The organism is Pseudomonas sp. BW7P1 (assembly GCF_024981055.1).
GTDB classification, from domain to species: Bacteria; Pseudomonadota; Gammaproteobacteria; order Pseudomonadales; family Pseudomonadaceae; genus Aquipseudomonas; species Aquipseudomonas bananamidigenes.
Map to the genome: position 1 here is coordinate 4,529,798 of NZ_CP103374.1, position 14,388 is coordinate 4,544,185.

The 14,388-nt window shown below is 60.0% G+C and carries 10 protein-coding genes; 5 read left to right on the forward strand and 5 right to left on the reverse strand.

The window, feature by feature from the left end; translation table 11 throughout:
• Window positions 1–7: 7 nt before the first annotated feature.
• The gene (locus NWV16_RS20315; protein WP_260520515.1) at window positions 8–4,843 is read right to left on the reverse strand and encodes an NEL-type E3 ubiquitin ligase domain-containing protein; all 4,836 of its coding nucleotides are present in this window, start codon (window positions 4,841–4,843) and stop codon (window positions 8–10) included.
• Window positions 4,844–5,141: 298 nt separating this feature from the next.
• Between NWV16_RS20315 and NWV16_RS20320 the strand changes: the two genes are divergently transcribed.
• The 4 genes from NWV16_RS20320 to NWV16_RS20335 are packed head-to-tail and all read left to right on the forward strand — an operon-like array spanning window position 5,142 to window position 10,192.
• Entirely contained in the window at window positions 5,142–6,914 is a 1,773-nt protein-coding gene (locus NWV16_RS20320; protein WP_260520516.1) for an N-acetylglutaminylglutamine amidotransferase, read from the forward strand.
• 3 nt (window positions 6,915–6,917) lie between these two features.
• Window positions 6,918–8,660 (forward strand): N-acetylglutaminylglutamine synthetase, encoded by a 1,743-nt coding sequence (gene ngg / locus NWV16_RS20325; protein WP_260520517.1) that lies wholly within the window; start codon window positions 6,918–6,920, stop codon window positions 8,658–8,660.
• 60 nt (window positions 8,661–8,720) lie between these two features.
• A complete protein-coding gene (locus NWV16_RS20330) occupies window positions 8,721–9,905 on the forward strand; it encodes an osmoprotectant NAGGN system M42 family peptidase (protein WP_260520518.1) in 1,185 nt (394 codons plus the stop codon).
• Between the two features lie 59 nt (window positions 9,906–9,964).
• Window positions 9,965–10,192 (forward strand): YheU family protein, encoded by a 228-nt coding sequence (locus tag NWV16_RS20335; protein ID WP_065257186.1) that lies wholly within the window; start codon window positions 9,965–9,967, stop codon window positions 10,190–10,192.
• A 3-nt stretch (window positions 10,193–10,195) separates the two neighbouring features.
• On the opposite strand, the gene csrA is transcribed toward NWV16_RS20335, so the two are convergent.
• The 3 genes from csrA to NWV16_RS20350 form a co-directional block, all read right to left on the reverse strand.
• Entirely contained in the window at window positions 10,196–10,381 is a 186-nt protein-coding gene (gene csrA / locus NWV16_RS20340) for a carbon storage regulator CsrA (RefSeq protein ID WP_065257187.1), read from the reverse strand.
• A 137-nt stretch (window positions 10,382–10,518) separates the two neighbouring features.
• On the reverse strand, window positions 10,519–10,851 hold the full coding sequence (locus NWV16_RS20345) for a YnfA family protein (RefSeq protein ID WP_260520519.1): 333 nt from the start codon (window positions 10,849–10,851) through the stop codon (window positions 10,519–10,521).
• A gap of 64 nt (window positions 10,852–10,915) precedes the next feature.
• A complete protein-coding gene (locus tag NWV16_RS20350) occupies window positions 10,916–11,731 on the reverse strand; it encodes an SDR family oxidoreductase (protein ID WP_260520520.1) in 816 nt (271 codons plus the stop codon).
• Window positions 11,732–11,987: 256 nt separating this feature from the next.
• Here NWV16_RS20350 and NWV16_RS20355 point away from each other — a divergent pair, with 256 nt between their 5' ends.
• Complete coding sequence (locus tag NWV16_RS20355; RefSeq protein WP_169432680.1) at window positions 11,988–12,146, forward strand: DUF3309 family protein; 159 nt, start codon at window positions 11,988–11,990, stop codon at window positions 12,144–12,146.
• Window positions 12,147–12,205: 59 nt separating this feature from the next.
• Here the strand turns inward: NWV16_RS20355 and NWV16_RS20360 are convergent, their stop codons facing one another.
• The gene (locus NWV16_RS20360; protein WP_065257190.1) at window positions 12,206–14,299 is read right to left on the reverse strand and encodes an LTA synthase family protein; all 2,094 of its coding nucleotides are present in this window, start codon (window positions 14,297–14,299) and stop codon (window positions 12,206–12,208) included.
• Window positions 14,300–14,388: the final 89 nt, after the last annotated feature.

Sequence of the window (14,388 nt, forward strand, 5' to 3'; positions counted from 1 at the left end):
ACCTTTATCAACTGGCGGGCAACATGCAGGCACTGCCCTCGACCAACCGCAGCACTTGGTCGGTCACTCGCTCGAGCAAGGCCTTTTCAGCTTGCTCCAGCCGTGCAGCACAACCGTTCATTTCACTCAGATAGTCGACCGAGCTCAGCTCTTCGGAGCGTTCGAACAACGCCTGAGCCTCTTCATGAAAAGGCGCCCGGGCGTCGTCGAACTGCGTTGCGAAGCTGCTTTTCACGTAATCGTTCCAGAAGGGCTGGCGAACCAGAAACGTCAGCCACTCGGGAGACAGCTCGGCGGTCTGTACTCGATTGATGGCCTCCAGCAAATCCGCCCCGGTCACTTGCGCGATCGATGTATACAGCATGTGCGAAGGCTGCCCGGGCAACTCGAGCGCCTCTGCGAGCCCCGAGCGATAGGCAAGGGCTACCTCCAGAGGATCGGGTGCCGAGCGGGTCGCGGCATGCTCCGCGGCAATATTGTCCAGTTGTTCAAGCCGAAACAGCCCTCTCGCCAGCTTGATCAGCGACGGCGCCGAAGGTTTCCGGCCACCGGACGCACGGGTCACGCGACGGACCTGTACCGCCACCTCCAGATGACTGAAATTCAGTGCCGCATTATCCGTACAGTTGATCGGATTGGCCGCCAGATCGTAGATCTGTCGGCGCAACTCGGCATCGGCTTGCGTGGCCTCAAGCACATTCCAGACCCGTCGCGACATGTCCTTGCGCACATGCACGGATTCGGCAGAGTTGCCCAGTTCCGCCAATAACTGAAACAGACCTTCCGCCATCGGATCGTCCTTGATCGCGTTCCATGTCTGCAGATGTCGAGAGCCCACCGTCCCTCCCGTTTCAGTCAACCAGATCGAGCGTGCCAGGTTTTCGTCCATTCGCGCGAGGTCGTTTTCCAGATACCCCATCCCCACACCCACCGACTTGCGATAGGAATCAAGATGAACTCTGCTTGCGTCGGAAATAGGGTTATTGCGCAAGTTGATCGTTTCACTGAAGCGTCGGGAGGTTTCAAAGAGCCAGTCGGGCAGATCCCGGATATCGTTGTCCCGCAGATCCACCTTTTTCAGATTGGGCAAAAACCTCAATCCCTTGGGCAGTTCTGTGGCACGCGTGTTACGCAGGTAAAGGTGATTGAGATCGAACAGGTTTCCGACATCCACCGTGGCACCCAGACGGTTCCCGCTCAGATTCAGACTTTGCAACGTACGTAAACGGGACAATTTCACCAGCGCCTGCTCTGTCAGCTGTATCCGGTTGTTTTCCAGGCTCAGGTGTATGAGGTTCGGCATGTGCGAAATGACCTCGGGCAGCCGGGTCAACTGATTGCTGTCCAGGCTGAGGGACTCGACATTTTTGAAGGCTTTGAGGAAGTAGGCGACATCGTTGTCCACTTGCATGTTCTGCAGGGACAAATACCTGACATGTTCGAAAGTCAAACCGGGTGGCAACATCGGCAGCTTGCCGCATCGCATGCCATCAAGGTTCAGACCGTACACCGGGCGCTCGAACTCATCACGCTGGAAAACCAGCCGGCAAAAGCAATCCTCGATCTCGAAAGCCACGACCTGGCGGCTCTCACGCACCTCGGTCAACGGCCCCCCCAACGCTTTCATGGCTGCCTGATCTTCCATCCAGACATCCACGACATCGCGCAGTCGCCTGAGATATTCCTGCTGCTCTCTGACCCGAAGCGACCGAGTGAGAGGGTCGCCGCCTGCCTGATCAAGAAACTCATTGGCCTGCCGGTCGGTAAACAGCGGGAAAAGTTTTTTTACCTTGCGCAGCAAGCGTCGCGAGTGAGCCGGTGCCTCGACCGGCGAGTCGGCGAGGGTGCAGGAAGACTCTTCAACCGGTAACTCGAAGGGCTCCCCTCTCAACAAACGGGCGCAGCCTTCACGCTCGTCCATGGCGACGTCCAAGAGTCTGCTGCGCAAGCGTGCGCCATCCTCCGCTCTCGCGTCGGCAAAACCCAGCGCCTTGCGCGGCCCCGCTGGAAGACTCTCGAGAATGGCCTGATAAAGGCTGTCGGGGCCCGATGCGATGCGCCCCAGCGATCTGTTCTGACTGTCGAATACTTCATAGCCGTTTTTCAGTCTGACCAGTGTGCCTGCATTGGCCGATGTGAACGGATGCGGGCCAACGGATTCCAGCACTGCGCCCTTCAGTGTCAGCTCCCGCATCTGAAGTGACAGCATCGAGTCCCAGCCGCTGAGCTGCGGCAATAAACGGATCGCCAGTTTCTGTGTATCGGCATTCGCGATGTCCGCCAGATAGAAACCGGTCAATGCCCGCTCCACACGCACGGCATCCGAGGCCTGTCGAAAGCGCTGCGCCAGTCCCATCGGGATCCGTCCGGTGGTACGCAGATGCAGGCGCTCGACACTGGCCGATTGCCTGAGCATTTCTTCCAGATGACGTGCCGGTACCTCGGGATAGGCATTACGAGCCTTCATCACTTCGCCGGAGTCGGTCTGATCCAGACGTCGATATATGTGCTCGAATACCGACATCCGGTCGGCCCCGACCTCGGCACCCAGTTTTTTTGCCAGTTGGCTTCTCTCATTGGCAACGCTGACGCCGCCCCCCAGCAGAGAAGTCTTTTCCTCTGCCGACATGCCTGCCAGGACCGTTTGCAGCAACTCCCCTTTTTCCAGTTGGTCCTGACGCACGATCAAGCTGACGGTGTCATCGTCGATGGCGTTGGCAGGATAGGTCGCCGAGATCCTGCCGTTGTCATCGATGACCTTGATGTAACGATCGGCCGGCCAGTGGGTGAGTCGGGGCAACGCATGCAGTTGTTCCTGAACGTATCGCGTGTCGCTCGCTTCACCTCCTTTCATCGCGGCAATGAACTCGCGCAACCTGCGCTCGAGCCGGAAGCGTTCGACAGTGTCCTGAAAGCGCGCAGGGAGCGACCGGTTGCTTTCACAGAGACGATACAACTGCTGAGCTCCGAGACCGCTCAGCCGACGCATCATGTCCAGGTCAGCGTCCTCGAACTCGGCCAGCATCGGGTCGATACGCTTGAGCATATAGGTACTGCTCCATTGATCCGTACGCTCCGATGCATGACGCCAGCCGCCGTGCCTGCTGCGCTCGAGCCGAGGGGCATAGGCTGTCGTTCGGCGCGGATGCCGGATGTGCCAGGCACCGGATGCAGGATTCTGTTCCACGGCGAATTCCCGGTCCCCCATGCGGATGAACACTTCGTCGTTGATCCGATAAAATCCTGCGGCATCAGGTTTCATGTCGATCCCTGCCGACAAGGATTGACGGTAACTGCCGAGTTCCGGTTTCCAGAGGCGGGACCGACCATCACGGTCAAGAATGGAGATGAACGGTTCAAAGAAATCCGGATGCTTGCGCACCGTCTTGATCGCCAGTGATTTCAAGCCCTTGATTCCGGCACCGACGCCTGTCATGAGCACGATGTTTTCCGCCACACTGAGCATGTGTGTCAGTGCCTCCTGCCGGTCGCCGCGACTCCAGTCCTCGACCCCCTCATAGACTTCGGCGAGCAATTGACCCACGGCAACCCCCATCATCAGTTGCCCGAGCACCGGTACGACCAGACCGGCCAGGTTCGCCACCGTCATGCCGATTTCCAGATAGTGCAGCAGTCGCTTCTCGCGCTCTTCTTCATCCACATCTGCGGTGGGAACCGCCAGCGCCCTGGCATCGAATTGCAGCTTGGCAACGTGGCTCTTGAGCAAGTAGTCGAACAGTGGACCGGCCATGGCCAGTTGCTTGACGTGTCCAAGGCTTCGGCTGCTTGCAAATGCGCTGAAGAAGTCCGCCTTGTCGGCTCCACCGAGACAATGGGTGAAATAGGCCTTGTAGCTTTCAATACCCAGTTTGAAACCCAGATACTCCAGAAACGCAGTGAAACTGGCGTATTCGTACAACGGCTGATCAGGTTCGCCCGGCATGTACACCAGGCACCACTCTGCGGGGTACAACTCGACGTTCCGCTCGGAAAACACCACGACGCTCCAGATACAACAACCATGAATCTCGATGCCCTGCATGATCAGCGGGCGCCCCTGATACCGCAGGCTCTCGGCGTTCACTGAGCCGCCTGCGCCGATCAGGCGCTGCACGGTCTGGAATCCATCCTGAGTAATGTGCTCTTTGGCCAGTGCCAGATACAGGTCGAACTGCAACAACAGTTTTTTCAGCGTGGTGATGTCGCGAATCATCGGGCTGGCAATCAAGGTCTTGCCATCGACCTCCTTCAATCCGAAGACCTGCTGGAAATGTCGCTGATAGCTCCGTCCGAGATCCAGTTCGCGACAGAAAGCGGCAAATGTTGACGGCGTCAGGCCCGGAATGCCGTCGGGTTCGTTGGCGATACGGATTACGCTCCCCTCGGGCAAGCCGCCAGGCTGTGCTTCCTCTTCCGTGAAGTTCTGCATGGCCGCTTCCAGCAGCGTAACCCTGGCAGGCTCGTAGACGGGCTGACCGCCCCCGGGCGAGATCGCGGGCTCGCAGCCGCAAGCGGCTCCCGGCAGCTCCAGAAAATCCTTTTCGACGTCAATGTGCCCTGGCCATCGAGCCGCGATGGCGTTGCTCAACCTGACAAAGCAAAAGTCATTCAACGGGCTCAGCAGATTCAGATCGACTTCGACCTTCGCCTGGGCGGCATGCAGATCGCGCGCCGTCTGTTCCAGGGCTGCCAGGGTCGTGACCGAGGCGTTCAGCAGCCGGTGAGGCAGGCTTTTTTGCAAGGTCTGGGCGGTGTCCAGATCGCCGGTGGCTTCCAGCAAATAACTCAATATCTGCTTTTGGGTCGGTGGAGACGGCGAAACGACGTTATTGATACTCGACACGGGCAATAGTCCTTTATTGCAGATTCGGACCTTTACCCTATCCGTACCGCGCAGGGATGAAAAACATGAATAACTGCACGGTCCGCCCATCGAACCAGCAGCATTTCCCATGTTTCATATAAATATTTACCGCAACCGAGAACGACCTTTGCGCTATGGCACCCGCCGGTCTGGCCACTGCGTTTATAACTTATCGATCTAAAACTCCCCCATCTTGACCGGGTCAGTTTCTGGGTAGCGCCCATTTTCGGCGCGCTACGGCGACATCTTCCCCAACGGAAAAACCGGTAAGGACTTTATGTGCGGATTAGCTGGCGAGTTACGTTTTGATCAACAACCTGCAGACCTTGCAGCCATCGAGCGAATCACCCATCACCTGGCCCCTCGCGGCCCCGACGCCTGGGGCTTCCATGCCCAGGGACCGATTGCCCTGGGCCATCGGCGCCTGAAGATCATGGACCTGTCGGACGGCTCGGCGCAGCCCATGGTCGACAGTCAACTGGGCCTGTCCCTGGCCTTCAATGGCGCGATCTACAACTTCCCGGAGCTGCGCGCTGAACTCGAAGCACTCGGCTATGCGTTCTACTCCGACGGCGATACCGAAGTGCTGCTCAAGGGCTATCACGCCTGGGGCGAAGCACTGCTGCCCAAACTCAACGGCATGTTTGCCTTCGCCATCTGGGAACGCGATACCAAACGCCTGTTCATCGCCCGCGACCGTCTCGGTGTGAAGCCGCTGTACCTGTCGCGCACCGGCCAGCGCCTGCGTTTTGCCTCGGCGCTGCCGGCTTTGCTCAAGGGCGGTGACATCAACCCGATCCTCGATCCGGTGGCGCTCAACCATTACCTGAATTTCCATGCGGTGGTACCCGCACCGCGTACCTTGCTGGCCGGTGTCGAGAAGCTGCCTCCGGCGAGCTGGATGCGCATTGAAGCGGACGGCACCACCGAGCAGAAAATCTGGTGGACGCTGCCTTATGGCCCACAGGACGACGAGAAAAACCTGACCCTGGAGGACTGGCGCGACCGCGTGCTGGACAGCACTCGCGAAGCGGTGGCGATCCGTCAACGGGCAGCGGTGGATGTCGGCGTGCTGCTTTCCGGCGGTGTCGATTCGAGCATGCTCGTCGGCCTGCTGCGGGAAGTCGGCGTGGAAAACCTGTCGACCTTTTCCATCGGTTTCCAGGATGCCGGCGGTGAGCGTGGTGACGAATTCCAGTATTCCGATCTGATCGCCAGGCATTACGGCACTCACCATCACCAACTGCGTATCGACGAAAAAGAAATCATCGAGCAACTGCCTGCCGCGTTCCGCGCCATGAGCGAGCCGATGGTCAGCCACGACTGCATCGCCTTCTATTTGCTGTCGCGGGAAGTGGCCAGACACTGCAAGGTGGTGCAAAGCGGCCAGGGCGCCGACGAGCTGTTCGCCGGTTACCACTGGTACCCGCAAGTCGACGGCGCGGCCGATCCGTTCGCGGCCTATCGTGAAGCGTTCTTCGACCGCAGCTACGAGGACTACGCCGCCACCGTGCAACCGAAGTGGCTGACGGCCAATGACGCTGCCGGCGACTTCGTGAAGGCACATTTCGCACAACCCGGCGCCGATGCAGCGGTCGACAAAGCCTTGCGCCTGGACAGCACGGTGATGCTGGTGGAGGACCCGGTCAAACGCGTCGACAACATGACCATGGCCTGGGGCCTGGAAGCGCGCACGCCGTTTCTCGACTATCGCCTGGTGGAGTTGTCGGCCCGCATTCCGGGCAGGTTCAAACTGCCCGACGGCGGCAAGCAGGTCCTGAAAGAGGCCGCACGACAGGTCATCCCGAGCGAGGTCATCGACCGCAAGAAAGGTTATTTTCCGGTGCCCGGCCTCAAGCACCTGGAGGGTGACACCCTGAACTGGGTGCGCGAACTGTTGCTGGATCCGAGCCAGGATCGCGGCCTGTTCAACCCCGCCATGCTCGACAAACTGCTGACTGATCCGCATGGCCAGTTGACCCCGCTGCGCGGCTCCAGACTTTGGCAACTGGCGGCTCTGAACCTGTGGCTCAGCGAACAAGGAATCTGATCGATGAAACCTCATACGGCGTACAGCCAACGGTTGCTGCGCGGTCAGACGCCCTCCTACGAACGTTTGCAGGCACGTCTGGCCGAGGATGGCAACCAACCGAATGCCGAGCCGATTGCCGTGCATTGCGGTTGGGGCCGATTGCTGATCGGCCATACTTTTCCGGACCCGGCGAGCCTCGCCCAGGAATTGCTCAACGAACAACCGGGCGAGCGCGATATCGCGTTATACGTGGCTGCGCCGCAGCAGGTACTCGGTCTGGAACCGACCCAACTGTTTCTCGACCCCTCCGACACCTTGCGCCTCTGGTTCAGCGATTACCGTCAGGCCACTCGGGTGTTTCGCGGCTTCCGCATTCGTCGCGCACAAAGCGAAGAAGACTGGCAGGCGATCAATCAGCTGTATCAGGCACGCGCAATGCTGCCGATCGACGCCACTCTGCTCACCCCGCATCATCAGGGTGGACCGGTGTACTGGCTGGCCGAAGACGAGGACAGCGGCGCGGTGATCGGCAGTGTCATGGGCCTCAATCATCACAAGGCCTACAACGACCCGGAGAACGGCAGCAGCCTGTGGTGCCTGGCGGTCGACCCGAAATGTTCGCGTCCCGGCGTCGGCGAAGTGCTGGTGCGACATCTGGTCGAGCACTTCATGAGCCGCGGCTTGAGCTATCTCGACCTGTCGGTGTTGCACGACAACCGTCAGGCAAAAAACCTCTACGCCAAACTCGGCTTTCGCAATCTCTCGACCTTCGCCATCAAGCGCAAGAATGGTATCAATCAGCCGTTGTTTCTCGGTCCCGGACCGGAAGCCGATTTCAATCCCTATGCGCGGATCATTGTCGAGGAAGCCCATCGACGTGGCATCGATGTGCAGGTGGACGATGCCGACGCCGGAATGTTCACCCTCAGCCACGGCGGGCGCCGGGTGCGCTGCCGCGAATCCCTGAGCGATCTGACCAGCGCCATCAGCATGAATCTGTGCCAGGACAAAAGCCTGACCCACAAGGTACTGAAAAACGCCGGGTTGAACGTGCCGTCGCAGCAGTTGGCCGCGAACGCGGACGATAATCTGGCGTTTCTCGATGAGCATCGGCGGATCGTCGTCAAACCGCTGGATGGCGAGCAAGGTCAGGGCGTGGCGGTGGATCTGCAAAGTATCGAAGAGGTGCAGAAGGCCATCGAAACCGCGAAGCAATTCGACAGCCGGGTGCTGCTCGAAAGCTTCCATGAAGGCCTTGATCTGCGGATTCTGGTGATCGGATTCGAAGTGGTCGCCGCTGCGATCCGCCGACCGGCCGAGGTGATCGGCAACGGCCATCATTCCATCGGCGCACTGATCGAGGCGCAGAGCCGGCGTCGACAAGCCGCGACCGGAGGCGAAAGCAAAATTCCGCTGGATCACGAAACCCAACGCACCCTGCACGCGGCGGGTTACGACTACAGCAGCATCCTGCCGGCCGGCGAGCATCTGTTCGTGCGGCGCACGGCGAACCTGCACACCGGCGGCACCCTGGAAGACGTCACGGCGATTCTGCACCCGACCCTGGTCGATGCCGCCGTGCGTGCGGCGCGAGCACTGGACATTCCGATGGTCGGGCTCGACCTGATGGTGCCCGCCGCCGATCAGCCGGAGTACGTGTTCATCGAAGCCAACGAACGGGCCGGCCTGGCCAATCATGAGCCGCAGCCGACGGCCGAACGCTTTGTGGATCTGTTGTTTCCGCACAGTCAGCCGGCCGTTTGATCGTCCTTCGGCGTCATTCCCGCCCGCAGGCGGGAATGACGCCCCGCAACAGGAGTTTTCATGAACATTCCCGAACCGGATCTGAACTACCTGCAGAAAGTCCTGCTGGAAATGCTCGCCATTCCCAGCCCCACCGGGTTCACCGATACCATCGTGCGTTATGTCGCCGAGCGTCTTGAAGAACTCGGCATTCCTTTCGAGATGACCCGTCGCGGCACTATCCGCGCCACCCTCAAGGGCAAGCAAAACAGCCCCGACCGTGCAGTCTCGGCTCACCTGGACACCATCGGCGCCACCGTACGCGCCGTGAAAGACAACGGGCGTCTGACCCTCGCGCCGGTCGGCTGCTGGTCGAGCCGTTTCGCCGAGGGCAGCCGTGTCAGCCTGTTCACCGACAACGGCGTGATCCGCGGCAGCGTATTGCCGCTGATGGCCTCCGGGCATGCGTTCAACACCGCCGTCGACGAGCTGCCGATCAGTTGGGATCACGTTGAACTGCGCCTTGATGCCTACTGCGCGACCCGCGCCGATTGCGACTCGCTGGGTATCGGCGTCGGTGATGTGGTGGCATTCGATCCGCTGCCGGAGTTCACCGAAAGCGGCCATATCAGTGCCCGTCATCTGGATGACAAGGCTGGCGTCGCGGCACTGCTCGCCGCACTGAAAGCCATCGTCGACAGCGGTCGGGAACTGATGATCGACTGCCATCCGCTGTTCACCATCACCGAGGAAACCGGCAGCGGAGCGGCGGCGGCCCTACCGTGGGACGTCAGCGAATTCGTCGGCATCGACATCGCCCCGGTCGCGCCCGGCCAGCACTCCAGCGAACACGCGGTGAGCGTGGCGATGCAGGATTCCGGCGGACCTTATGACTATCACCTGTCGCGACATCTGCTGCGCCTGGCCGGTGAGCATGAATTGCCGGTGCGCCGCGACCTGTTCCGCTACTACTTCAGCGACGCCCATTCGGCGGTGACCGCCGGCCACGACATCCGCACCGCCCTGCTCGCCTTCGGCTGCGACGCGACCCACGGCTACGAACGCACGCACATCGACAGCCTGGCGGCCCTCAGCCGACTGTTGGGCGCGTATATCCTGAGCCCGCCGGTGTTCGCCAGCGATGCGCAACCGGCCAACACGTCACTGGACCGCTTCAGTCACCAGATCGAGCACGAGACACAAATGGAAAGCGACACCCGTGTGCCCTCGGTGGACAGCCTGGTGGGGCAACGCACGGACAGTTGAGTCTGGCCCTCGGCGATCATTCGCCGTAGCATCCGGACATTGATTTAGCCGAGGTGCCCATGCTGATCCCCTACGACGCGCTGGAAGTCGACACCCTTACCCGACTGATCGAGGACTTCGTCACCCGCGACGGTACCGACAACGGTGACGAAACCCCGCTGGAAACCCGCGTACTGCGGGTTCGCCAGGCTCTGATCAAGGGGCAGGCGCTGATCGTTTTCGATCCGCAAAGCGAGCAATGTCAGCTGATGCTCAAGCACGATGTGCCCAGGCATCTTTTCGATTGAGGTTCAACGGCCCTTGCCGCTGGCCTGTTTGCGCTGAATCCGCTCATAGACTTCGGCGCGATGCACATTGACCTGCTGCGGCGCCTCGACGCCGAATCGCACGCTGGAGCCGTTGACCGCCAATACGCGCAAGGTGATGTTGTCGCCGATGGAAATCATTTCACCGACGACACGGCTGAGTACAAGCATGTAGAGCGTCCTTCAAGGTTTTCGAGCCTTGAAGATGCGCGGCTTTGGAGCGCCCTACAATGCGTGGCGGGCAAATCAGTCAAACCCTACGCACTTGCGTGCGACAGGCCTTCAGACGTTTCCTTCAAAACCCTGTTTCAGCTCGCCGAAAACCTGGGGCCCAGCAGAATCACGCTGGCCCCGATCACGCACAACGCGACACCGATCCAGTCCGAACCCAGCGGCCTGATCCGCTCGACCACCGCCAGCCAGCCAATCGAAGCAATGATGTAAATGCCCCCGTAGGCGGCATAGGCACGACCGGCATACGCGGCTTCGACCCTGGTCAACAACAACGCAAACAGCGTCAGGCTGATCAGCGCCGGGATCACCCAAAAGGCACTTTTGCCCTGGCGTAACCACATCCAGAAAGCGAAACAACCGGCGATTTCAAATAGCGCGGCGAGGAAAAACCACAAGTAGTTGAGCATGCAGATGACTCGTCATGGGGAACTTTGGCGGTCACCCTAACGACCGGGCTCCAGCGCTGCAAGTTCAGCCATTGCTCTGTCTGGCCTTGGCTCGCATCTTCTCTGCCATCGAGGTCATTTCCTTGTACAACAGTTGCGGGTTCTGCTGTTTGATCGCCCAGGCCATGCGCCCTTGCTCGTGGGGCAGGATCATGAATTCGCCGGCCGCTACTTGCCGGTAGATGTAGTCGGCAATATCGGCAGCGGTGATCGGCGAGCTTTCCAGCAACTTGCCGACCTGCGCTTTCATGGCCGGTGTCGGGCCACGGAACGAATCCAGCAGATTGGTCTGGAAGAACGACGGGCAGACCACATGCACGCCAACTTCCTGTTGAGCCAGCTCGACCAGCAGACTTTCGGACAAGGCCACCACACCGGCCTTGGCCACGTTGTAGTTGCTCATTGCCGGGCCCTGCATCAACGCCGCCATCGAGGCGATGTTGATGATCTTGCCCTTGCTCTGTTCCAGCAGCGGCAGGAACGCTTTGCAGCCCTTGACCACGCCCATCAGATTGATCGCGATCTGCCAGTCCCAGTCCTCCAGCGACAGCTCGCTGAAGAAGCCTCCCGAGGCCACACCGGCGTTGTTGACGATAATGTCGATGCCGCCGAGCTTCTCTTCACAAGCCTGAGCAAACGCAGTGAGCTGGCTGTAGTCACGCACGTCGCAGCGCTGGACGAAACCATCACCGCCCGCTTCGCGAACGAGTTTCAGCGTCTCCTGCAAACCGGGCTCGCTGACATCGGACAACGCCAGCCGCCAGCCTTCACGCGCCCAGCGCAGCGCGATTTCGCGACCCAGACCGGAGCCCGCGCCAGTGATCATCATGCGATTTTGCATAGCAAACAGCCTTGTTGTTCCGGGGAAGATGCGCGCAGTGTAGCGAAGGAAGCGGAGTGACCCACGCTCAATCAGATTGCTGAATGGCCGGTTCAAACTGCGACATCGAACGAAATAAGACCGCGAACCAAATGCACTGAAAAAACTTTGAATTTTCTTTCATCCGCGCCAGTCGGAATCTGTAAGCCGTCTGGATTCATTGCAACTTCCAGCCGCCCTTGAAGTTCAAGACTCTTGAGCCACTATCAACAAGGAAATCGACATGGGCACAATTCTTATCATTATCCTGATCCTGTTGCTGATCGGTGGTCTGCCGGTCTTTCCACACTCCAGAAGTTGGGGTTACGGTCCTTCGGGCATTATCGGTGTAGTGCTGGTTGTACTGTTGGTGTTGTTGTTACTCGGTCGGATATGACGTTTTGACCGACAAAAAAAGAGGCCCTGAAAAGGGCCTCTTTTTATTGCGCCGAATGATCAGTCCGGCTTGCCGTTGATCACACCGGCGGTGTTGTCGAGCAGACTCTTGGTCGCCGTCTGCAGGAACGCTTCAAGCTTGAGTTTCAACTCCGCAGTACGCGGCGCGTCCGGAATGATTTCCGCAGAAGGATTCGCGCCCAGTTGGTACTGGTACATCTTCGGTGCCATTTCCTTCTCTTTCGGCAGCACCAGAATCTGGTCGGCAGTCACGATCGCAGTGGTCTGCTCGCTGCCCGACGGCTTGATCACACCGAAACCGGTGTCGCCTGCCGGCAGGTTCAGCAGGTCACGCCCCCAGCATTGATGACGCACTTCGCCACCCAGACGCCCCATGATGGTCGGCACGATGTCGATCTGGGTGCCCACGGTATGGTCACGGGTACCGAATTTTTCCTGGATGCCCGGCGCGATCATCAGCATCGGTACGTTGAAGCGGCCCAGGTCCATTTCGGTGATCTGGCGTTCGTTGCCAAAACCATGGTCGCCGACGATGACGAACAGGGTTTCCTTGAAGTAAGGCTCCTTGCGGGCCTTCTCGAAGAACTGACCCAGCGCCCAGTCTGCATAACGCATGGCGGTCAGGTGCTCGTTGAGCGTGCCGCGGTCGGTCACGCGCTCCACCGGCAATGGCGTCGGCAGGGCGTAAGGCGTGTGGTTGGACAGGGTCTGCAACAATGCGTAGAACGGCTTGCCGTTTTCCCGCGCCTTCAACTCCACCAGACCACGGTCGAACATGTCCTGGTCGGATACACCCCAGGTCGGATCGGAGAACACCGGGTTGACGAAGTCATTGCGGCCGACGAAGTTGGTCATGCCCTGGTTGCTGAAGAAACCGGACTGGTTGTCCCAGGCGAAGTCACCGTTGTAGACGTAGACGTCGTCATACTTGCGCGCACTGAGCAGCTGCGGCAGGCCGGACAGTTTGTGGCTGCCTTCCGGGGTCTGCATCAGGTACTCGAAACCCGGCAGGTTCGGGAAGCAGGCCATGGTGGCGAACATGCCCTGGTGGGTATGGGTGCCGTTGGAGAAGAAGCGATCGAACAGCAGGCCTTCCTTCGACAGTTTGTCGAGGTTCGGCGTGATGTTGCCCGGTGCGCCCAGCGCGCCCACCGAGTGGCCGGCCATGCTTTCCATGAGGATCACGACAACGTTCTTGATCGGCAGGGTCTTGTCGGCCGGCGGTGTGTAGTCGCGTCGCACGGCGGCGATGTCGCTGTCGACCAGCTTGTCGTCCGGCATCACCAGCATGTCGCGCACCACCTTCTGCGCCTGATCCTGCGGCAGCGTGGCTTTCCAGATGTTGTTGCGGTCTTCGCCCATGCGGTCCTTGGCCGCCGCGATCAGCGACAGCGTGCCATTGAGTCCGAGCTGGTTGGCGAAGTTCGATTCGGTCGTGTACACGTCACCCCAGCGCAACGGCGGGCCCTGACGCAGGGTGCCGCGCACGGCGACCACGCAGATCAGCAGGCACACCACGAACACCGCCAGACGTGCATACCATGGCGCCACCTGACGGGTGCCGACATTGCCACCGCTGAACGGGCCACGCGGACGAGTCAGACGGTCGGCGCCCTTGAACGCGAGGGTCAGGATCAGCGTACCCACAGCCCAGGCGAGCAGATAACGCACCACCGGGAAACCGTACCAGAGCATGCTCATCACGGTTTTCGGGTCTTCCTTCACGTACTGGAACACCAGGCCGTTGAGGCGCTGGTGGAACTCACGGTAGAAGTCCATCTCCATCAGGCCGAGGAACAGCGCGATGCTCGATGTAATGGTCAGCCACAGGCGGAAAAAACCGCGTGCGGCCATGGCCCGGGCACTGAACAGGGCCAGCACCATCGGAACGCAGAGGTAGACCACCAGGCGCAGGTCGAAACGCAGGCCGTTGGCGAAGGCTTCGAGGAAAGTCGAAGCCGGGGTGTCGAGGATCATCTCGCGGTTGTAGACCAGCAGCGCGAGGCGCAGCACGGAAAACATCACCATCATGACCAGCGCGCACAAGAGCGTGTAGGCCAGATGCGATTTGACGGTCGGTTGCAGCAGGCGACTGGAAGATCGCTGCTGATTCAGGGCGTCCGGGTTTGCCATGTCGTTTTAGGACCCATTGGAAGTTGAAGTTGCAAAAAATACAGCGGCGCCCTGCCCTCTGTTGGCCATTCCAGGCCCCGGGGCTTGCG